Raw genomic sequence first — 20,684 nt, forward strand, 5'->3', positions numbered from 1 at the left:
GGAGACCACCATGCATACATGCACGCTCCGCGCTCCGCGCGCGTGGCTGGTGATGTTGTTGTGGCTGCCTGCCGCGTCATTTGCGGCAGCGCTGGATCTGGATGGCGCGCTACAGGCGGCGGAACAGTATTCCGCCGATCTGTCCGCCAACCAGCACCGGATGAACGCGCTGCAAAACATGGCCGACGCCGCCACACAACTGCCGGACCCACAACTGAAATACGGCATCGAAAACGTCCCGCTCGGCGGTAATAACAACCAGCGCCTGACACGCGAAGGCATGACCATGCAACGCGTCGGCATCATGCAGACTTACGTCAGCGCCACCAAGCGCGAACGTAAAGCGCAAACCATTCAGGCGGAAGCCGACACCGTGCGTGGCAATAGCGACGCTCTGCGCGCCCAGTTGCAACGCGATACCGCCCAAGCCTGGCTGGAGCTGGCGCTCTCCCGCCAGACACTGCAAGACGTTGCCGCGCTGGTGCAGGAAAGCCAGCGTCAGATAGCCGTTCAAAAAGCCGGCGTAGCAGCCGGTGGCGAATCAGCCCGGGTGCTGGACGCCCGGCTGACGCTCTCCGCCATGCAGGATCGGCTGGCGGACGCCACCCGGGATGTCGCCGTCGCGCAAACCCGGCTCACCCGGCTGACCGGCATCGCCGATGTCGCCACACAAGGGCCGTTGCCCCGCTTCGAGCGCCTGCCTGCCGAACCGGCGGTGTTGTACGCCGCTATCGTTCACCACCCGGAAATCGCCCAGGCCGAACAGGAAACCCGGCTGGCACAGGCTCGGGCGGCGCAATCCGCGGTTGCGGCCATTCCGGATGTCGGCGTTGAAGTCTATTACGGCCGTCGCGGCAACAATTTCGACGACATGGCCGGCGTTGAGATCAGCATGGACTTGCCGTTGTTCCAGTCCAGCAGGCAGGACAAAGATCACGCCGCCGACGTCGCGCGCAGCATGGAAGCCCGCGACCGGGTTGCGCTGGCCCAGCGGGAACATCGGGCGCAGCTCGATACGCTGCTGGCGCAATATCAAGCCGCTCAGTCACGCTGGCGCCGCCAGAACGACGAGGTGTTACCGCTACAGCAACAACGCATTCGGCTGCTGCAAAGCCAATATCAGAGCGGCAGCAGTGATCTGGCCGGCGTGCTGGAAGCACGCCGCGCGTTGCTGGACAGCCGCATCGCCGCCCAGAACGCCGCCCGCGACATGGCGGCACTGTGGGCCAATCTCCGTTATCTGATGCCACAAGGAACCGCTGCAAAATGAACCGAACTTTTCTTGTCAGCCTGACGATGGTGGCGCTGGCCGCGGCGGCGGTCGGGTATTACAGCGGCAGCCGCACGACCTCGCCCCATGTCACCACCGCAACCCCCGATGCCAACGGCGGTCGCAAGGTTCTCTATTGGTATGATCCGATGGTGCCGGACAAACGCTTCGATCAGCCCGGCAAATCGCCGTTTATGGATATGCCGCTGACGCCGCGTTACGCCGATGAAGTGCAGGATAACGGCGGCGTGACGGTCAGCCCGCGCCAGCAACAGAATCTTGGCGTGCGTACCGCCCAGGCGGAGCGCCGTGAACTGCGACCTCAGGCGATCGGTTACGGTACCGTGGCGCTCAATGAACGCACGCTGCGTACACTGGTTGCCCCCAGCGGCGGCGTGGTGGAACAGCTTAACGTCAGCGCAGTGCAACAACCGGTGCAGAAAGGCCAGACGCTGGCAGTACTGTGGAACCCGAGCTGGGCGGCGGCTCAGCAAGAGTATCTGGCGGTGCGCCAGTTGGGAGACCCGGAACTCAGCCAGGCCGCGCGACAAAAGCTGGCGTTGATGTTCATGCCGGAAAGCGTGATCCGTCAGGTGGAGCGCAGCGGCAAACCGCAACCGCGACTGACCATCACCGCACCGGAGAACGGCTACATCAACCGGCTGGATGTGCGTACCGGTACTCAGTTGACCCCGGCGCAACCGCTGTTTGAGCTGGCCAGTCTCGACCCGGTGTGGGTTGAAGTGGAATATCCGGCCGCACAGGCGGCAGCGTTGCATATCGGCGACGAGATGCTCGCCATCAGCGACAGTTGGCCGGACGACACCTTTCGGGGTCGCATTGCCGAGCTGTTGCCGCAGCTCGACACGGCCACCCGTACGCTGAAAGCCCGCGTGGTGCTGGACAACCGCCGGCAACGCCTCAAACCCGGTATGTACCTGACGGTACGGCTGGCCGCCGGTACCGCCCGCCAGGCGCTGATGGTGCCGCAACAGGCGCTGTTGGTCAGCAGCCGGCAAAACCGGGTATTGCTGAGCGACGGTCAGGGCTATTTCACCCCACGCCCGGTTGAAGTCGGCGTCACTCAGGAAGGCTGGGCAGAAATCCGCTCCGGGCTTAACGACGGCGACAAAGTGGTTATCTCCGGCCAGTTCCTGATCGACTCCGAAGCCAGCTTGCGCAGTGCGTTGACCGCGTTTAGCGACAGTAGTGTTCAGAACAAAGTTCAGGACAAAGTTCCCGCATCACCAACAACGCACGCCGGCGATTACCAAACCAACGGCGTGATCAAAGCCATCAACGGCAAACAGGTCACTCTCGCTCACGACGCCGTGCCAGCGCTCAACTGGCCGCCGATGACCATGGATTTCACTTTCGATGGTGACGCGCTGCCTGCAACCCTCCAGCCCGGCATGACGGTGACATTTCGTTTCCGTCTGGATGACAACGGTGCGCGCCTGCTGGCTATCCAGCCCGTCGCCGTTACCCCCCACGGAGGTCACTTATGATCGTTTCAGTGATTCGTTGGTCGATCCAAAACCGTTTTCTGGTGCTGGTAGCCACGCTGCTGATGGCCGGTTGGGGCGTCATTTCACTACAGAGAACACCGCTGGATGCCCTGCCGGACCTCTCCGACGTACAGGTGATCATCCGGGTCAGCTATCCCGGCAAGGCACCGCAAGTGGTGGAAAATCAGGTGACCTATCCGCTGACTACCACCATGCTGTCGGTGCCCGGCGCGAAAACCGTGCGCGGCTTTTCCATGTTCGGCGACGCCTATGTTTACGTCTTGTTCGAGGATGGCACCGACCCGTACTGGGCGCGCTCCCGCGTACTGGAGTACCTGAGTCAGGTGCAATCCACCCTGCCCACTGAGGCAAAAGCCTCGCTGGGGCCGGACGCTACCGGGGTCGGTTGGATCTACGAATACGCGCTGGTCGATCGCAGCGGCCGGCACAGCCTGGCGGATTTGCGCGCCATTCAGGATTGGCTACTGAAATATGAGCTGAAAACCGTGCCCAATGTGGCGGAAGTCGCCAGCATCGGCGGTATGGTGCGCCAATATCAAGTGGTGCTGAATCCGGAACGGCTGCGTGCCCTTAACGTCACGCACCAGCAGGTGATCGACGCGCTGCGGGCGGCCAATCAGGAGAGCGGCGGTTCGGTTATCGAGCTGGGTGAAGCGGAGTACATGGTGCGAACTTCCGGGTATCTGCTGAAAACGGAAGACTTTCTCAACGTGGCGGTCGGTCGGCGCGACGGTATCCCGGTGCTGTTGCAGGATGTCGCGACCTTACGACAAGGCCCGGAAATGCGCCGAGGCATTGCCGAGCTTAACGGCGAAGGCGAAGTGGCGGGCGGCGTGATTGTGATGCGCTCCGGCAAAAACGCGCTGGAAACGCTGCGTGCGGTACATGCCCGCCTGCAACAGGTTCGCCAAAGCCTGCCCGCCGGGGTGGAGATCGTCACCACTTACGATCGCTCGCCGCTAATCGAACGCGCCATCACCACCCTTAGCCACAAACTGCTGGAAGAGTTCGTGGTGGTGGTGTTGGTGTGCTCGTTGTTCCTGTTTCACTTCCGCTCTTCGCTGGTGGCGATCATCAGCCTGCCGCTGGGGATTCTGGGCGCGTTTATCATCATGCGCCATCAGGGTATCAACGCCAATATCATGTCGTTGGGCGGGATCGCCATCGCTATCGGCGCCATGGTGGACGCGGCGATTGTGATGATCGAAAACATGCACAAGGTGGTCGAACAGTGGCGACATCAACACCCGGACCGCGAACCGGATAACGCCACCTGGTGGCAACTCGCCACTCAGGCGGCGACGGAAGTGGGGCCGGCTCTGTTTTGCAGCCTGTTGATCATTACGCTGTCGTTTATCCCGGTGTTCTCGCTGGAGGCACAGGAAGGCCGCCTGTTCTCGCCGCTGGCGTTCACCAAAACCTACGCGATGGCGGTATCTGCCGGCCTTGGCATTACGCTGGTGCCGGTGCTGATGGGGTATTTCGTGCGCGGCCGTATTCCCGACGAGCAGGCCAACCCGCTCAACCGCTGGCTGATCGCCCTGTATCAACCGATTTTACAGCAGGTGCTGCGGTTTCCTAAAACCACGCTGGCTGTTTCGCTGGCGCTGCTGGCGCTGACGTTGTTCCCGCTTGCTCGTCTCGGCAGCGAATTCATGCCGCCGCTGGACGAAGGCGACCTGTTGTATATGCCGTCCACCCTGCCCGGCATTTCACCACGCGAAGCGGCCCGGTTATTACAGCAAACCGACCGACTGATCAAAACCGTACCGGAAGTAGAAAGCGTATTCGGCAAGGCCGGTCGCGCCGAGAGCGCCACCGACCCGGCGCCGCTGACCATGCTGGAAACCACCATCCGTCTCAAACCACGGGAACAGTGGCGGCCGGGTATGACTATGGACAAACTGGTAGCCGAACTGGATCAAACCGTCAGCCTTCCCGGCATCGCCAATGTGTGGGTGCCGCCGATCCGCAACCGGCTCGACATGCTGGCGACCGGCATCAAAAGCCCGGTCGGCATCAAGGTGAACGGCGACAATCTGCATGACATCGAACAGGTGGCGGCACAGATAGAACAGGTGGTGAAACGCGTACCCGGCGTGACGTCGGCACTGGCGGAACGGCTGGCGGGCGGGCGCTATATCGACATCGATATCGACCGGCGGCGGGCCGCCCGCTACGGCGTATCGGTGCAGGAGTTGCAGTCGATGGTCGCGACACTGATCGGCGGGGAAAACATCGGCGAAACGCTGGAAGGCCGCCAGCGTTACCCGATCAACGTGCGTTACCCGCGGGAAATTCGTGACTCAATAGACGCAGTGAAAAATCTGCCGGTGGTGACGCAAAGCGGTGCGCGCCTGACGCTCTCCGATCTGGCCGAGGTACGCGTCAGCGAAGGGCCGCCGATGTTGAAAAGCGAAAACGGCCGCCTGTCCGACTGGATTTATGTCGACCTGCGCGGGCGCGACCTGAAATCCGCCGTGGAGGAGATGCAACGCCAGGTAGCGCAGCAGGTCACACTGCCGCAGGGCGTCTCGGTTAGCTGGTCCGGTCAGTTCGAATATCTGGAGCGTGCGACGGAAACCATGAAGCTGGTGGTGCCCTTCACGCTGCTGATTATTTTCATCCTGCTGTACGTGACTTTCGGCCAGATCAAAGACGCGCTGCTGATTATGGGTACACTACCGTTTGCGCTGATCGGCGGCGTCTGGCTGTTGTATCTGCTCGGCTATAATTTATCTGTCGCCGCTGCGGTAGGGTTCATCGCGCTGGCCGGGGTGGCGGCGGAGTTTGGCGTGATCATGCTGCTGTATCTGAATCACGCGGTGGAAAAGCATCGCCGGCCGGGACAGGCGCTGACCAACGAGCAGTTGACGGCCGCCATCCGTGAAGGCGCGGTGTTGCGGGTACGCCCGAAAATGATGACCGTCGCCACCATCATGGCCGGGCTGTTGCCTATCATGTGGGGCGGCGGCACCGGTTCGGAAATCATGCAGCGCATCGCGGCGCCAATGGTCGGCGGCATGGTCAGTGCGCCGTTGCTATCCATGTTGGTGATTCCGGCGCTGTTTTTGTTGCTCCATCGCAATTCGGTGGATAAACAAGCAAGCTGAAACGATAAAGCCACCTGTTTTATCGCCATTGTGGCGACATATAAATCAGGCGGCCAGATGAGTAGCGATTGCCGATAACCGCTCTCCGGCCCTATAATGGGCGCAGTTATCATAGAAATCTTAGTATATGAAGGAGTTAAGCTATGGCTGTAACTAAGCTGGTACTGGTGCGACATGGTGAGAGCCAGTGGAACAACGAAAACCGCTTCACCGGCTGGATGGACGTTGAACTGTCCGAAAAAGGCGTCAATGAAGCCAAACAGGCAGGTAAACTGCTGAAAGAAGAAGGTTTCAGCTTTGATTTTGCCTACACCTCTGTGCTGAAACGTGCCATTCACACCCTGTGGAACGTGCTGGACGAGTTGGATCAGGCCTGGCTGCCGGTAGAAAAATGCTGGAAACTGAACGAACGTCACTACGGTGCGTTGCAGGGCCTGAACAAGGCGGAAACCGCTGAGAAATACGGTGACGATCAGGTGAAACTGTGGCGTCGCGGCTTCGCGGTTACTCCGCCGGAACTGACCCGTGACGACGAACGTTTCCCGGGCCACGACCCGCGTTACGCGTCGCTGAGCGATAAAGAGCTGCCGCTGACCGAAAGCCTGGCGCTGACCATTGAACGCGTGGTGCCGTACTGGAATGAAAGCATTCTGCCGCGTATCAAAAAAGGCGAGCGCGTGATCATCGCCGCTCACGGCAACTCACTGCGTGCGCTGGTGAAATATCTGGATAACATGAGCGAAGAAGAAATTCTGGAGCTGAATATCCCGACCGCCGTACCGCTGGTTTACGAATTCGACGAAAACTTCAAACCGATCAAACGCTACTATCTGGGCAATGCCGACGAAATCGCCGCGAAAGCCGCAGCAGTAGCCAATCAGGGTAAAGCGAAGTAATCGCTCTTGCTCGGCCAACACATCGCCGCTACTGCGGGTGATGATGAAGCAGTAAAAAAACCCGGTTTAACCACCGGGTTTTTCTTATCTGACGATACAGGTATTAGCCGCGACGCTGACGCACCGCAGCAGCCAACTGACGCAGCAGGCTGTCGGTATCATCCCAGCCGATACAGGCATCGGTGACGCTCTTGCCGTATACCAGCGGTTCGCCGCTTTCCAGGCTCTGGTTACCTTCCACCAGATGGCTTTCCACCATCACGCCCATGATCGCCTGCTCGCCACCGCCGACCTGACGGCACACATCTTCGCAAACGTCCATCTGCTTTTTAAACTGCTTGCAGCTGTTGGCATGGCTGAAATCAATCATCACCTGTGTCGGCAAGCCCGCTTTTTCCAGGCCTTCCTTCACTGCCTGCACATGCTCCGCACTGTAGTTAGGCGCTTTGCCACCGCGCAGAATGATATGGCAGTCGTGGTTGCCGCTGGTATTCACGATCGCCGAATGACCCCACTTGGTTACCGACAGGAAACAGTGCGGCGCACGAGCGGCATTAATGGCGTCAATCGCTACCTTGATGGTGCCGTCGGTACCGTTCTTGAAGCCCACCGGGCAAGACAAGCCGGACGCCAGTTCGCGATGCACCTGAGATTCAGTGGTGCGAGCGCCGATGGCCCCCCAGCTCATCAGGTCCGCCACGTACTGCGGCGTGATCATATCCAGAAACTCACCCGCCGCCGGCAAACCGGTGTCGTTGATATCCAGCAGCAACTGGCGGGCAATACGCAGACCATCGTTGATCTGGAAGCTGTTATCCATGTGCGGATCGTTGATCAACCCTTTCCAACCCACAGTAGTACGCGGCTTTTCAAAATAGACGCGCATCACCACTTCTAAATCGTCATGCAGTTCTTCGCGTAATTTCAGCAAACGCGCGGCATACTCTTTAGCCGCTTTCGGATCATGGATGGAACAGGGCCCAATCACCACCAGCAGGCGGTCGTCATTACCTTTCAGGATCTTGTGAATGGCATTACGGGCATTAAATACGGTCTGTGCTGCGTGTTCAGTGGCCGGAAACTTCTCCAGCAACGCAACGGGGGGAAGCAATTCTTTAATTTCTTTAATTCTCAAATCGTCATTCTGGTAATTCATAATAGGTCCATGTCTCCGCAGCAACAGACGATAGTCCCCTGTCTGCCCGGAGTAAAAAACGAAAAATAAAAACGTCGTCGTTCATATTGCAGGCTGGCTATTATAAGTCAAGCGGCTCACGCCTGGGGCAAATAATACTCACCAGTATTCACAGCAGTAACGGCTACTGTTCATTTGGCTTGAGAAAACACTGAGTACGGCTTAACCACTGCGCTGAACCGTACACGCGAGCATGCCTGATTACCGGTTACATCACCCGGGCCAGCGGCTGCGAGTGATTATTTCGGGCCGCATTTACCCACAACCAGGCGCCGTTCAGCGCAATCAACGTCAGCACCACATACTGCAGCGACATGGCATAAACGCCCTGATAGGCAAAAATCACCACGCTGATGATGTCGATGATGACCCACAACAGCCAGTTTTCCACATATTTACGGGTCATCAGCAACATTGCCGCCACCGACAAGACCGTCATGGCTGAATCCCAGAAGGGAAACGCATCCGGTTGCAGCGTCGGCATTGATACATCCAGACCTGCGCCCTGCATCAGTACCACCGCAATACGGGTCAACAGGGAGAATAACGGGTCGATATACCGGGACATCAGCGCAATGGCGACCACACATCCGATGCTCCAGCCTAGCGCTTGTCGGCGCGACAACCAGCGGACCTGCAACGCCGCCGCCTTGTCTTCGGTAGTGCGGCTCCAGGCATACCAGCCATATACGTTGGCGGCGAGAAAGAAAATCTGCAACAACAAGCTGGCGTATAACTGAATCTGAAAGAAGATCAATGCAAACAACGATACATTGACCAGCCCAAACAGATAATTGGCGATTTTTTCCAGACTCGCCAACCAGATACATATCAGGCCGGATAACGTCCCCAACGCTTCAACCCACGACAGGTCATAACCGTTGGCCCCTAACGGGATGTGAACCAGAATATTGCTGGTGCTAAAAAAATCCATCTCTGCTCCTAATGACGGTGACTATGACCTGAGTGTAGCCGCGAACTCCAGCATCCGGTTTAACGGTAGCAGTGCACGCTGACGAATATCAGCATCGACCTCAATAGCGTGGTGAGACGCCGACGGCTGCGCCAACGCTGCGGCTATCGCTTCCAGCCCGTTCATCGCCATCCACGGGCAATGAGCACAACTGCGACAGGTTGCGCCTTCACCGGCCGTCGGCGCCTCCAGCAGCACCTTTTCCGGACAAGCCTGCTGCATCTTGTAAAAGATACCGCGATCGGTCGCCACAATCAGTTCTGGATGCGGCAACTGCTTCGCGACATGGATCAGTTGACTGGTCGAGCCTACCGCATCCGCCATCTCGACTACGCTTTGTGGAGACTCAGGATGGACCAGTACCGCAGCTTGCGGGTATAACGCCTTCATCCGTTTTAATGCCTGGGTTTTGAATTCGTCATGCACGACGCAAGCGCCCTGCCAGCACAGTACATCGGCCCCCGTCTGTTTTTGCACATAATGGCCGAGGTGACGATCCGGCGCCCAGATAATCTTTTCGCCCAAACTATCCAGATGTTCGATGAGCTCCACAGCAATGCTGGAGGTCACCACCCAATCTGCCCGCGCTTTAACCGCCGCCGAGGTATTGGCGTACACCACCACGGTGCGTTCTGGATGGCTATCACAAAAAGCGCTAAACGCCTCGACTGGGCACCCCAAATCCAACGAGCATTCGGCTTCCAGCGTAGGCATCAGCACAGTTTTCTCCTGACTCAGTATCTTCGCCGTTTCCCCCATAAACCGAACGCCGGCAACCACCAGCGTACCGGCAGAATGGTTACGGCCGAAACGCGCCATTTCCAGCGAATCCGCCACGCAACCACCGGTTTCCTCGGCAAGGGACTGAATCTCCGGGTCGGTGTAATAGTGCGCCACCAGCACCGCGTTACGGGCTTTTAGTTGGCTCTTAATGTGGTGACGGAGCTGTTGTTTTTCCTCTTCTGATAACCGCCTGGGTTTGGCGGGAAAAGGGTAATCAATGGCAGGTGGTTCAAAAAACAGGCTCATCATGGGATTCCGTGCAGTTACCAGCGTAAAGGCAAAGGGGTTAACACGCATTTCGTTTTATATACTAAACAAAATATCGCAACAGCATCCCAAAGTCTGCTTTTTCTTTGTTAATAAATTTCAGAAATGCTCGATGTGTTTAATTTATTAAAAATAAAAGCGTGCAGGTACACAAGGCGGCCTGAGCAGGCCGCCTGAAAGGTTATCAGGAAAACAAGCGATGCCAGTAAAGCGAGAAAGGAATAATCAGCACGAGCGCAGGCAGGAAGTTAACCACAGCGAAGGTTTTGATCTGAGCGATACGTAATCCGACCGCCATCATCACGATACCGCCACACGCCGCAAAATCTCCCATCGTTACCTCATTCATAAACGGCATGATCAGTCTGGCAGAGAAAAATAATAGCGCCTGCACCAAAAGCTGAGGTATGGCTATCGACATGACGGCGACACCCAGCGTAATCGCAAAAATCAGCGCCGTAAAAATATCGAGCGCTGATTTAATGATCAGCAGTTGATAATCGCCGGTCAGTCCTTCCGTCATTGCACCAACGACCCCAGTACCGCTGGCACAGAACAACACAATCAATGCCGTAAAATTCTGGGTGTACACATCCTGCGGCAATTTATGCTCAGGCGGCGGAACAACCCGACTCAGCAGGCGTTCAATCACTATCGCCCCTTTCTGAACACCGGCTTCGAGACACAGCAACTCGCCGATACCCACCCCCAGAATAATCGCCAGTGCCACTGCCGGCAGTTGATGAACTTTTATCACCAACGTCACCCCCATCGCAATCGACACCATGGCAAACGCCGGCGGTAAGCCATCACGCATACGTTGAGGAATAAAGCGGCGTAATGCTACGCCCAGTGCGCCGCCAATTAAAATAGCGGCACCATTGATAAGCGGACCAATCATCATCACGTATCTCTTAGGCGTACCCTTCGACTTGTCGGGCTAAGAAGGAACATCGCCGTCAATCAAAAAAGAAGCCATTACTATACGCCAAATGTCAGGGTGTGATTAAACCGGGTTAAGGCAAAAACAGATATAACAAAAACCGACATGGAAAGAGGACGCGCTGTTGTCTCGCTCCGCTCGACTCGAACCTGAACGCAGCTTCTCACCCGCACGATACAGCGGTACATGCGCATAGCGAGAGAATCAGGAAAAGTGATGTATTTAGCGGTGGTGGGTCGTGCAGGATGACTCGGCCTGCGGCCTCGCCCTTCGGGCCAGCGCAACGCGCTGTTGTCTCGCTCCGCTCGACTCGAACCTGAACGCAGCTTTTCACCCGCACGACATCGTGGTACATGGTGCATAGCGAGAGAATCAGGAAGAGTGAAGTATTTAGCGGTGGTGGGTCGTGCAGGATTCGAACCTGCGACCAATTGATTAAAAGTCAACTGCTCTACCGACTGAGCTAACGACCCGCTACGGAATGGCTACATAGAGATTGTTTGGTGGGTCGTGCAGGATTCGAACCTGCGACCAATTGATTAAAAGTCAACTGCTCTACCGACTGAGCTAACGACCCAAACATTCGGCTGCTTTTAGCGATTCAGCATCGCCTTGGCAACGGCGGCATATATTACTAATATAATTTTTCTGTGCAACACATTTTCCGAAAAAAAGCTCAACTGCTTATCCCTTGAACGCTCCAGCGCAAAAACCACGCATAACGCGCAGTTTTTGCACCAGAAAGAGAATTACAAACTGTCTAAACGCTTCTGAGCCTGTTTCGCACCATCAGTGTTGGGATAGTTCTTTATCACCTGCTGGTAGACTGCCTTGGCTTTATCAGTCTGACCTTTTTCTTGCATGATGAGGCCAACTTTAAACATGGCTTCTGATGCTTTAGGTGATTTAGGGTAACTTTTGACGACGTTGGCGAAATAGTACGCCGAATCGTCTTTTTTACCCTTGTTGTAGAACAATTGTCCTAACCAGTAATTCGCATTCGGCTGGTAGGTTGAATCAGGGTATTTCTTGACGAAATTCTGAAACGCCACAATTGCCTGGTCATACTGCTTTTTTTCCAGCACCAACGAGGCAGCCGCGTTGTAATCGGTATTGGCATCGCCGGTCATGGCTGGCGCCGCCGCCGAATGAGCAGCCGCACTGTTTGCAGCCCCGGTATCGGTGGCTGCAGCCGGTGCAGACGCCGCCGATGCATTACCCGCTGATGACGCGCCAGAAGAGGATTGAGCGCCACTCTGAGAACCCAGGCTGTCAATCTGTTGATAGATCTGTTTCTGACGTTCAACGACCTGATTCAACTGATACTGGTTTTCCTGGATCTGGCCGCGCAAGCCATCGATGTCGCGCTGAGTGTCGGCGAGTTGTTGCTGAAGTTGGGTTAATAATTGACTATGAGCGTTGGAGATACGCTCCAGTTGAGTGACTCGATCTTCTACCGAGCCTGAGCCGACATTACTGATTGGCGCCTGGGCAGTAGCGGCCCAGGGGGCCGCTACGCCAACCAGTAACGACAGACTCAACATGTGATGTCTGAAGTTACTGCTCATGCGATGCTCTTAGTATACCAGAACGGCACGACGGTTCTTGGACCATGCAGCTTCGTCATGACCCAGAACGGCAGGTTTCTCTTTACCGTAAGAAACCACGGAGATCTGATCGGCAGACACGCCTTTACCCTGCAGATACATCTGCACAGCATTGGCACGACGCTCGCCCAGCGCGATGTTGTATTCCGGCGTACCACGTTCGTCCGCGTGACCTTCAACAGTCACTTTGTAAGACGGGTTGCTGCGCAGGAAAGCCGCGTGAGCATCCAGCATCTGAGCGAAATCAGGACGAATATCGTATTTGTCCAGATCGAAGTAAACGATATTGTTGCGCTGCAGTTCCTGCATCTGCAGACGAGCCTGCTCAGCAGAAGACATGTTGCCGCCATTTTCCATGCCAGCGCCGCCGTTCAGGGAAGACTGGTCATTATTAGCGTGTTTGTTGGAGCTACATGCGGCAACAGCCAGCACCGGCAGAGCCAACATCAGGCCTTTCAGCACTTTATTGAATTGCATTTCTATGTCCTTTAAATAGGTTATTGTACATATTTTGATTACATATACGGCGACCAGGCAGGGAATCTCACCTGACCATCAGTCGCCGGAAGACGCGCTTTAAAACGCCCGTCGGTCGAAACCAGTTGCAGCACGGAACCCAGTCCCTGCTTGGAACTGTAGATTACCATGGTGCCATTGGGTGCGATACTCGGCGTTTCATCCAGGAACGTGTCCGTTAACACTTGAACGCCACCCGTTACCAGATCCTGTTTGGCGATATGCTGAGCGCCACCGTTGGAGCTGACCATCACCAGGAATTTACCATCGCTGCTGATTTCAGCATCCTGATTCTGGGAACCTTCCCAGGTCAGACGCTGGGGAGCTCCGCCGTTAATACCCACTTTATAAATCTGAGGACGACCAGCCTGATCAGAAGTATAGGCCAACGTCTGGCTATCAGGTAACCAGGTCGGTTCGGTATTGTTGCTGCGACCATCCGTCACCTGGGAAATTTGACCAGAACCCAGATTCATCACATACAGATTCAGGCTACCGCTCTTGGACAGAGCAAATGCCAGTTTAGACCCATCCGGAGAGAATGCCGGCGCGCCATTGTGACGCGGGAAAGAGGCAATCTGCCTGATATCGCCGTTTGCCAGTGTCTGCACAACCAATGCTGAGCGACCACTTTCAAACGTAACATACGCCAGTTTGCTGCCATCCGACGACCAGGACGGAGACATCAGCGGTTCAGGAGAACGGTGCACCACGAATTGGTTATAACCGTCATAATCCGCAACACGCAATTCATACGGGTACTGCCCGCCATTAGTTTGCACCACATACGCGATACGAGTACGGAAAGCCCCCTTGATGCCGGTCAGCTTTTCAAACACCTCGTCGCTGGCGGTGTGAGCGGCATAACGCAGCCACTGCTTAGTCACCTTGAATTGGTTCTGTGCCAACACGCTGCCGGCATTACCGGAGGTATCTACCAACTGATAAGAAACCAGATAACCATCTGCAGTCGGCTGCACCTGGCCTACAATCACAGCATCAATCCCCAGCGCAGTCCAGGCGGATGACGTGACTTCCGCCGCGGTGCCCGGTTGTTGCGGCATACGGCTCGGATCGATAGGATTAAACTTGCCGCTGTTACGTAAATCTGCAGCAACAATATTGCCGATCTCTTCAGGAACAGCGCCGCCCGCCGATTTAAACGGCACCACGGCGATAGGCCGAGCGGAGTCGACCCCCTGAGTAATTTCAATACGGACTTCTGCATGTAACACAGCCGTCCACAGCATCAGAAAACTCAATGCAATTTTTAATGCCTGCTTCATCTCATCTCCCTTATCCCGGCTCCAGAGCCTACGATAACCTGGCAGCGTTTTAACAACCCCATATCAACAAACACGATGTGTACGGCGACCAGATATAGTCATAGTCTTAAACTCCGCCAACTGGCAGCCGGATCACTGCGGTTTAAAGTCTATCGGTGCGTTCTTGAATGCTTCATATACATCAGAGCTGGGCGGCTTCGGTATACGCGCTTGTTTAGCCGCGGCAATGGCCGCCTGACACAACGCGGGATCGCCGCCTTCGCTCTTCACATCGATCAGCAATCCATCTGGCGCCAGTCGAATGCGTAACGTACAGGTTCGTCCTTTATAGGACTCCCAATCATAAAACTTGCTTTGAATCGCGGTGCGGACCTGACTGCCATAGCTGTCCAGCGCAGCGCCCGATGCCCCGCTCTTCTTATTATTACCAACCCCGGCAGGCGCCTCACCGCCGGTAGCGCTACCGCCGCCCTTCGGCGCATTCTTCGATGAAGCCAACCCGCCTAACAGGTCATCCACTTCACCCGCCTGCTTAGATGCCGCTGCCGCCGCTTTCTTCTTATCGTCAGCCGCTTTCTTCGCTGCTGCCGCTGCCTCGGCTTTCTTGGCCGCCTCAGCGGCCGCCTTTTCTTTAGCGGCCTCTGCTGCTTTAGCTTTTGCGTCTTCCTCAGCTTTCTGTTTAGCCTCAGCCGCCGCCTTCGCTTTGGCTTCCTCTTCCGCTTTCTTCTTTGCTTCAGCGGCAGCCGCGGCGGCTTTGGCTTTGGCCTCTTCTTCCGCCTTTTTCTTAGCGTCGGCAGCAGCCTGTTTTTTCGCTTCGTCTTCCGCCTGCTTCTTCGCAGCGGCGGCAGCCTTAGCCTGTTGCTCGGCTTCTGCTTTGGCTTTAGCGGCAGCCGCTTCGGCTTGTTTCTGCTGTTCCTTGGCTTTCTGCGCGGCTTCTTCCGCCTGTTTACGCTGTTCGGCCTGTTCCTGAGCCTGTTGCTTGGCCTCTTCCTGCGCCTGTAACCGCTCTTTTTCCAGTTCTTTTAATCGCTGCTGCTCTGCAGCCTGCTTCGCCTGCAACTCTTCGGCCTGCTGCTCCGCCTGCTTTTTACGCAGTTGTTCGGCACGGCGGGCATCGCTCTGTTGCTGTTGCTGACGGTTGTACTGATCGACCACCGCACCTGGGTCAACCATCACCGCGTCAATGGACGACCCGCCGCCGCCGCCGCTGGCGTCATCCATCTTCTGGGTCAGCGAACTCAGAATCAGCAACGTAATCAGAATAACGTGCAAAACGACCGAGATAATGACGGCTCGCTTTAGCTTATCGTTTCGTTCGTTTGCCTTTAACACAAAGGGTTCCCAAAAACAGTTTTGCCAGACAAATGACTACTCATCCTTCATAGACTTCATCATTCACGGACTCGCCGGTCAAATCGGCTGCGTCATCAACCCGACAGATTTGACACCGGCCTGATGCAACAAATTCAGCGCCTTGATGATCTCATCATAAGGAACATCTTTGGCACCCCCGATCAGAAAGACCGTTTTCGGGTTTGCGGTCAGGCGAGACTGAGCTTCAGCCACCACCTGCTCCGCAGGCAATTGATTCATACGATTATGATCAACCACCAGACTGTATTGCCCTACACCGGATACCTCGACAATCACCGGCGGATTATCGTTGCTGGATACGGTCTTGGATTCGGTTGCATCCGGCAGATCCACTTCCACGCTCTGAGTGATGATTGGCGCAGTTGCCATGAATATCAACAACAGCACCAGCAACACATCCAGCAGAGGAACAATATTAATCTCGGATTTCAGCGACCGGCGGCCGCTACGTGCACGAGCCATATCACCTCCTGATTAACGGTTGCCTTCGCTGGAGAAAGCCTGACGGTGCAGGATAGCAATAAACTCTTCCATGAAGTTGTCGTAATTCTGCTCAAGCTTGTTAACGCGCTGATTCAAACGGTTGTAAGCCATGACTGCCGGAATCGCCGCAAACAAGCCGATGGCGGTAGCAATCAGCGCTTCTGCGATACCCGGTGCTACCATCTGCAACGTCGCCTGCTTCACCGCACCCAGCGCGATAAACGCATGCATAATCCCCCACACGGTACCGAACAAACCGATATACGGACTGATAGACCCGACGGTGCCGAGGAAAGGAATATGCGTTTCCAGCGTTTCCAGCTCACGGTTCAAGGAAATGCGCATAGCGCGGGACGCCCCCTCCACCACCGCTTCCGGTGCATGGCTGTTGGCGCGATGCAACCGCGCAAACTCTTTAAAGCCCGCATAGAAAATCTGCTCTGTGCCCGTCAGATTTTCACGACGTGTCTGGCTTTCCTGATAAAGGCGAGACAGCTCGATTCCCGACCAGAATTTGTCTTCAAACGCTTCGGCGTCACGCGTCGCAGCATTCAGAATACGGGTACGCTGAATGATAATCGCCCAGGAGGCAATGGAAAAACCGATTAAAATTAACATGATAAGTTTAACCAGAAGGCTAGCCTTCAGGAACAAATCAAGAATATTCATGTCAGTCACTGCTTAAACTCCGCGACAATAGACTTAGGAAGCGCAACCGGCTTCATTTGAAATGGATCGATACATGCGACTAAAACCTCAGCATGGCTCAGCAGGGCGCCATGCGAGTCAAGAATGCGCTGTGCGAATGTCATGGAAGCGCCGCGTATCTTAACGATCTCGCTTTGCACTTCCAGTAAATCGTCAAGACGCGCCGGGGCAAGATACTCAATCGTCATTTTACGAACAGCAAAGGCGATATGTTCACTCATGAGTACGCGCTGATGAACATCGTGCGCGCGCAACATTTCGGTTCTGGCTCGTTCATAGAAGGCCACATAACGCGCGTGATAAACCACACCACCTGCATCTGTATCTTCATAGTAGACGCGTACTGGCCAGCGGAACACTTTATTACTCACTCTACATCCCGGTAATGCGATAAACCCCGCTACTATACGCAAGAGGAATAAAGTTGGGAATGGGTTCTATGTACAGGAAGGTAAATAATTATGGGTTGCGAACAACCCATAACCAAAAGGAATGAGAAACTATTTTACAGGAAGTAGTAATACAATCCTGCGGCCAGGATCACAAAGGCCGGAAGGGGCGAAAAGAAGGCACGCCAGCGCATGCGTTGAGGACGAAATCCCACGCCGTGAACAACACCGGCGCAAACCGCCCAAATCAGCACCATCCCCTGCCAAACCGCCAGCGAACTGGTGCGAGCGGCAAAGCGGGCAGGCTCCCAAAATACGCACCCGGCCAACAATAACGCCATGATCAGGGAAAGGGCCCGTAGCGGGCCCTTATCCATGCAGCGGTAAAGACGATCAATAACAATCATTGCGGTTTATCTTGATTCGTCTTGGTTGCTTCGCTCTGTTCCAGTGCCAGAGCGGTAATCACGCCCAGCGAGCAAGCAAGAAGCGTTCCCAATATCCAGGCAAAATACCACATAAATCAGGCTCCTTACTTTAGTACAACGAATGAGAATTCTGCTCAATATGCTCTTTAGTGATGCGTCCGAACATCTTGTAATAGCACCAGATGGTGTAGGACAGCACGATCGGGACGAAGATAATCGCTACCACGGTCATCACTCTGAGCGTAAGCAGGCTGGAGGTGGCATCCCACATGGTCAGGCTGACATTCGGTACTGTCACTGACGGCATGATGAACGGGAACATGGCAATCCCGGCAGTCAGAATCACGCAAGCGATGCTAAGAGAAGAGAACAAAAACGCCATCGCCCCTTTTTCAGCCCGCGCCATGACAGCCGTCACCAACGGCAATACAACGCCCAGCAGCGGGATAGCCCACAACACCGGATGGTTGTTAAAGTTCACCAACCAGGCGCCAGCCTGACGGGCTACTTCTTTATGCAGCGGGTTAGACTCACCGGCGGTATTGATGACGGATGTTACCGCATAACCATCGATGCCATAAACCACCCAGACACCCGCCAGAGCAAAAGTCACCGTCAGCGCCAGCGAAGAGAACTGAGCGACTTTCTTGGCACGGAAATGCAGATCGCCGGTAGTACGCATCACCAGATACGTCGCCCCCTGCGCCACAATCATGCTCAGACTGACGATACCGGCCAGCAAGCCGAACGGGTTGAGTAACTGGAAGAAATTACCGGTGTAGTACAAACGCAGGTATTCATCCACGTGGAACGGTACCCCCTGCAACAAGTTGCCGAATGCCACACCGATAACCACCGGCGGTACGAAGCTGCCGATAAAAATGCCCCAGTCCCACATGTTGCGCCAGCGTGGATCTTCGATTTTCGAACGGTAGTCAAAACCAACCGGACGGAAATACAACGATGCCAGCACCAGAATCATCGCAATGTAAAAACCGGAGAACGCAGCGGCGTACACCATCGGCCAGGCAGCAAACAGCGCGCCGCCAGCCGTGATCAACCACACCTGGTTACCGTCCCAGTGCGGCGCAATGCTGTTGATCATCACACGGCGCTCTACATCATTACGCCCCATCAGACGCACCAGCACACCGACGCCCATGTCGAAACCATCGGTGACGGCAAAACCAATCAGCAGCACACCAATCAGCAGCCACCAGACAAAACGCAAGACTTCATAATCAAACATAGTGGACTCCTGTTACCGTACTTCCTGAGCCGCGATCGGCTGTTCGAAGTGATAAGCACCTGTTTTCAGACTGCTTGGACCCAGACGCGCATACTTGAACATCAGGTACGTTTCAGCCACCAGGAACAGCGTATAAAGACCGCAAATCAGCCCCATGGAGAACAGGATGTCTCCCGCGGTTAGCGAGGAGTTAGCGACAGCTGTCGGCAGAACTTCACCGATTGCCCACGGCTGACGGCCGTATTCTGCAACGAACCAACCCGCTTCAACGGCAATCCACGGCAACGGAATACCATAGAGCGCGATACGGTGCAGCCAGCGTTTTTGGCCAATCTTGTTGCGAAGAACCATCCAGAACGACAGGCCGATAATCAGCAGCATCAACACACCGCAAGCCACCATGATGCGGAAGGAGAAGTACAACGGCGCCACACGCGGGATAGAGTCTTTAACCGCTTGTTTAATTTGTGCTTCGCTGGCATCCGCCACATTCGGGGTATAGCGTTTCAGCAGCAAGCCATAACCAAGATCTTGTTTGTTCTTGATAAACTCATTACGTACAGCAGGATCGGTGTTACCAGAACGCAGTTGCTGCAACAGGTGATAGGCTTTCATCCCATTAAGGATGCGAACTTCGTGCTGTTCCATCAATTCTTTCAAACCAGTAACGGTCTTATCGGTAGAACGGGTAGCAATCAGGCCCAGCATATAAGGGATCTGGATTGAATACTTGTTCTCCATCGTCTCCTGATTCGGAATGCCGAACAAGGTGAACGCCGCCGGCGCAGGCTGGGTTTCCCATTCAGCCTCGATAGCCGCCAGCTTGGTTTTCTGCACGTCGCCCATTTCATAACCGGACTCATCGCCCAGCACAATAACGGAGAGTACGGATGCCATACCGAAGCTTGCTGCGATCGCAAAAGATCGCTTGGCAAAAGCAATATCACGACCTTTAAGCAGATAGTAGGAGCTGATCCCCAGGATAAACATTGCGCCGGTGCAATAACCCGCCGCGACAGTGTGAACAAACTTCACCTGCGCAACCGGGTTCAACACCAAATCAGCGAAGCTCACCATCTCCATACGCATGGTTTCGAAGTTGAAATCCGATGCAATCGGGTTCTGCATCCAGCCGTTGGCGACCAGGATCCACAGCGCAGACAGGTTAGACCCTAAAGCGACCAACCAAGTTACCGCCATGTGCTGCACTTTACCCAGACGATCCCAGCCAAAGAAGAACAACCCGACAAAGGTTGATTCCAGGAAGAACGCCATCAATCCTTCGATTGCCAGAGGTGCACCGAAGATATCGCCGACATAGTGAGAGTAATATGACCAGTTAGTACCGAACTGGAATTCCATGGTTAAACCGGTGGAAACGCCGAGAGCAAAGTTGATCGCAAACAGCTTGCCCCAGAACTTGGTCATATCTTTGTAGATTTGTTTGCCGGACAAGACATACACGGTTTCCATGATCGCCAGCAAAAACGCCATCCCCAGCGTTAAAGGCACGAACAGGAAATGATACATCGCGGTCAAGGCAAACTGTAAACGTGACAGTTCGACTACATCAAACATCTTAACTCCTTGCTCCTCGCAGGAGGGTCTTTAGCTCGCTGTACGGACAAGCCACTAAATACCCGGCAGTTAGTAACCTAAAGAACACAACAATTGC

General features: G+C 55.3%; 19 protein-coding genes, 2 tRNA genes and 1 other RNA gene. 4 read left to right on the top strand and 18 right to left on the bottom strand.

Translation table 11 applies throughout. The features are described 5' to 3' along the window. Positions 1 to 10: 10 nt before the first annotated feature. From DCH402_RS14335 to gpmA, 4 genes are all read left to right on the top strand, one after another. Complete coding sequence (locus DCH402_RS14335) at positions 11 to 1,270, top strand: TolC family protein (RefSeq protein WP_040001893.1); 1,260 nt, start codon at positions 11 to 13, stop codon at positions 1,268 to 1,270. Then, positions 1,267 to 2,778, top strand: coding sequence for an efflux RND transporter periplasmic adaptor subunit (locus tag DCH402_RS14340; RefSeq protein ID WP_040001895.1), 1,512 nt, complete (start codon positions 1,267 to 1,269; stop codon positions 2,776 to 2,778). The genes DCH402_RS14335 and DCH402_RS14340 overlap by 4 nt, the downstream gene beginning before the upstream one ends. Next, positions 2,775 to 5,912, top strand: coding sequence for an efflux RND transporter permease subunit (locus DCH402_RS14345; RefSeq protein WP_040001896.1), 3,138 nt, complete (start codon positions 2,775 to 2,777; stop codon positions 5,910 to 5,912). Before DCH402_RS14340 ends, DCH402_RS14345 begins: the two co-directional genes overlap by 4 nt. Before the next feature lie 143 nt (positions 5,913 to 6,055). Next, positions 6,056 to 6,808: a 2,3-diphosphoglycerate-dependent phosphoglycerate mutase gene (gpmA, locus tag DCH402_RS14350; protein WP_038922176.1), complete on the top strand. Its 753-nt coding sequence runs from the start codon at positions 6,056 to 6,058 to the stop codon at positions 6,806 to 6,808. A gap of 103 nt (positions 6,809 to 6,911) precedes the next feature. Here gpmA and aroG read toward each other — a convergent pair whose 3' ends face one another. The 18 genes from aroG to cydA all read right to left on the bottom strand — a co-directional run bounded on the left by aroG (position 6,912) and on the right by cydA (position 20,587). Beyond that, on the bottom strand, positions 6,912 to 7,964 hold the full coding sequence (gene aroG, locus DCH402_RS14355) for a 3-deoxy-7-phosphoheptulonate synthase AroG (protein WP_040001900.1): 1,053 nt from the start codon (positions 7,962 to 7,964) through the stop codon (positions 6,912 to 6,914). A gap of 247 nt (positions 7,965 to 8,211) precedes the next feature. After that, on the bottom strand, positions 8,212 to 8,937 hold the full coding sequence (pnuC, locus tag DCH402_RS14360) for a nicotinamide riboside transporter PnuC (RefSeq protein ID WP_040001902.1): 726 nt from the start codon (positions 8,935 to 8,937) through the stop codon (positions 8,212 to 8,214). A gap of 21 nt (positions 8,938 to 8,958) precedes the next feature. Beyond that, positions 8,959 to 10,005: a quinolinate synthase NadA gene (gene nadA, locus DCH402_RS14365; RefSeq protein ID WP_040001904.1), complete on the bottom strand. Its 1,047-nt coding sequence runs from the start codon at positions 10,003 to 10,005 to the stop codon at positions 8,959 to 8,961. Between the two features lie 205 nt (positions 10,006 to 10,210). Further along, on the bottom strand, positions 10,211 to 10,927 hold the full coding sequence (locus tag DCH402_RS14370) for a DUF554 domain-containing protein (protein ID WP_040003622.1): 717 nt from the start codon (positions 10,925 to 10,927) through the stop codon (positions 10,211 to 10,213). A 271-nt stretch (positions 10,928 to 11,198) separates the two neighbouring features. Then, a non-coding RNA gene (locus tag DCH402_RS21550) (RtT sRNA) lies at positions 11,199 to 11,323 on the bottom strand. A 43-nt stretch (positions 11,324 to 11,366) separates the two neighbouring features. Beyond that, positions 11,367 to 11,442: transfer RNA gene (locus DCH402_RS14375), tRNA-Lys, on the bottom strand. Positions 11,443 to 11,470: 28 nt separating this feature from the next. After that, positions 11,471 to 11,546 (bottom strand) — tRNA-Lys (locus tag DCH402_RS14380). A gap of 172 nt (positions 11,547 to 11,718) precedes the next feature. Then, positions 11,719 to 12,537: a cell division protein CpoB gene (gene cpoB / locus DCH402_RS14385; protein WP_012770575.1), complete on the bottom strand. Its 819-nt coding sequence runs from the start codon at positions 12,535 to 12,537 to the stop codon at positions 11,719 to 11,721. Positions 12,538 to 12,546: 9 nt separating this feature from the next. Next, entirely contained in the window at positions 12,547 to 13,053 is a 507-nt protein-coding gene (gene pal, locus DCH402_RS14390; protein WP_013317030.1) for a peptidoglycan-associated lipoprotein Pal, read from the bottom strand. A gap of 38 nt (positions 13,054 to 13,091) precedes the next feature. Then, positions 13,092 to 14,378, bottom strand: a complete 1,287-nt coding sequence (gene tolB / locus DCH402_RS14395; RefSeq protein ID WP_040001909.1) for a Tol-Pal system beta propeller repeat protein TolB — start codon at positions 14,376 to 14,378, stop codon at positions 13,092 to 13,094. 132 nt (positions 14,379 to 14,510) lie between these two features. Next, complete coding sequence (tolA, locus tag DCH402_RS14400) at positions 14,511 to 15,710, bottom strand: cell envelope integrity protein TolA (protein WP_040001910.1); 1,200 nt, start codon at positions 15,708 to 15,710, stop codon at positions 14,511 to 14,513. Between the two features lie 78 nt (positions 15,711 to 15,788). Next, positions 15,789 to 16,214 (bottom strand): colicin uptake protein TolR, encoded by a 426-nt coding sequence (gene tolR, locus DCH402_RS14405; RefSeq protein ID WP_012883918.1) that lies wholly within the window; start codon positions 16,212 to 16,214, stop codon positions 15,789 to 15,791. Positions 16,215 to 16,226: 12 nt separating this feature from the next. Next, positions 16,227 to 16,913: a Tol-Pal system protein TolQ gene (tolQ, locus tag DCH402_RS14410; protein ID WP_012770580.1), complete on the bottom strand. Its 687-nt coding sequence runs from the start codon at positions 16,911 to 16,913 to the stop codon at positions 16,227 to 16,229. Next, positions 16,910 to 17,314 (bottom strand): tol-pal system-associated acyl-CoA thioesterase, encoded by a 405-nt coding sequence (gene ybgC / locus DCH402_RS14415; RefSeq protein ID WP_012770581.1) that lies wholly within the window; start codon positions 17,312 to 17,314, stop codon positions 16,910 to 16,912. Before ybgC ends, tolQ begins: the two co-directional genes overlap by 4 nt. Before the next feature lie 134 nt (positions 17,315 to 17,448). Then, on the bottom strand, positions 17,449 to 17,739 hold the full coding sequence (gene ybgE, locus DCH402_RS14420; protein WP_040001911.1) for a cyd operon protein YbgE: 291 nt from the start codon (positions 17,737 to 17,739) through the stop codon (positions 17,449 to 17,451). Continuing rightward, positions 17,736 to 17,852, bottom strand: coding sequence for a cytochrome bd-I oxidase subunit CydX (gene cydX, locus DCH402_RS21555; protein ID WP_012770583.1), 117 nt, complete (start codon positions 17,850 to 17,852; stop codon positions 17,736 to 17,738). Before cydX ends, ybgE begins: the two co-directional genes overlap by 4 nt. A gap of 17 nt (positions 17,853 to 17,869) precedes the next feature. Continuing rightward, a complete protein-coding gene (gene cydB, locus DCH402_RS14425; RefSeq protein WP_040001912.1) occupies positions 17,870 to 19,009 on the bottom strand; it encodes a cytochrome d ubiquinol oxidase subunit II in 1,140 nt (379 codons plus the stop codon). 12 nt (positions 19,010 to 19,021) lie between these two features. Continuing rightward, the gene (gene cydA / locus DCH402_RS14430; protein ID WP_040001913.1) at positions 19,022 to 20,587 is read right to left on the bottom strand and encodes a cytochrome ubiquinol oxidase subunit I; all 1,566 of its coding nucleotides are present in this window, start codon (positions 20,585 to 20,587) and stop codon (positions 19,022 to 19,024) included. Positions 20,588 to 20,684 lie beyond the last annotated feature (97 nt).

It is taken from the genome of Dickeya chrysanthemi NCPPB 402, assembly GCF_000406105.1.
GTDB classification, from domain to species: domain Bacteria; phylum Pseudomonadota; class Gammaproteobacteria; order Enterobacterales; family Enterobacteriaceae; genus Dickeya; species Dickeya chrysanthemi.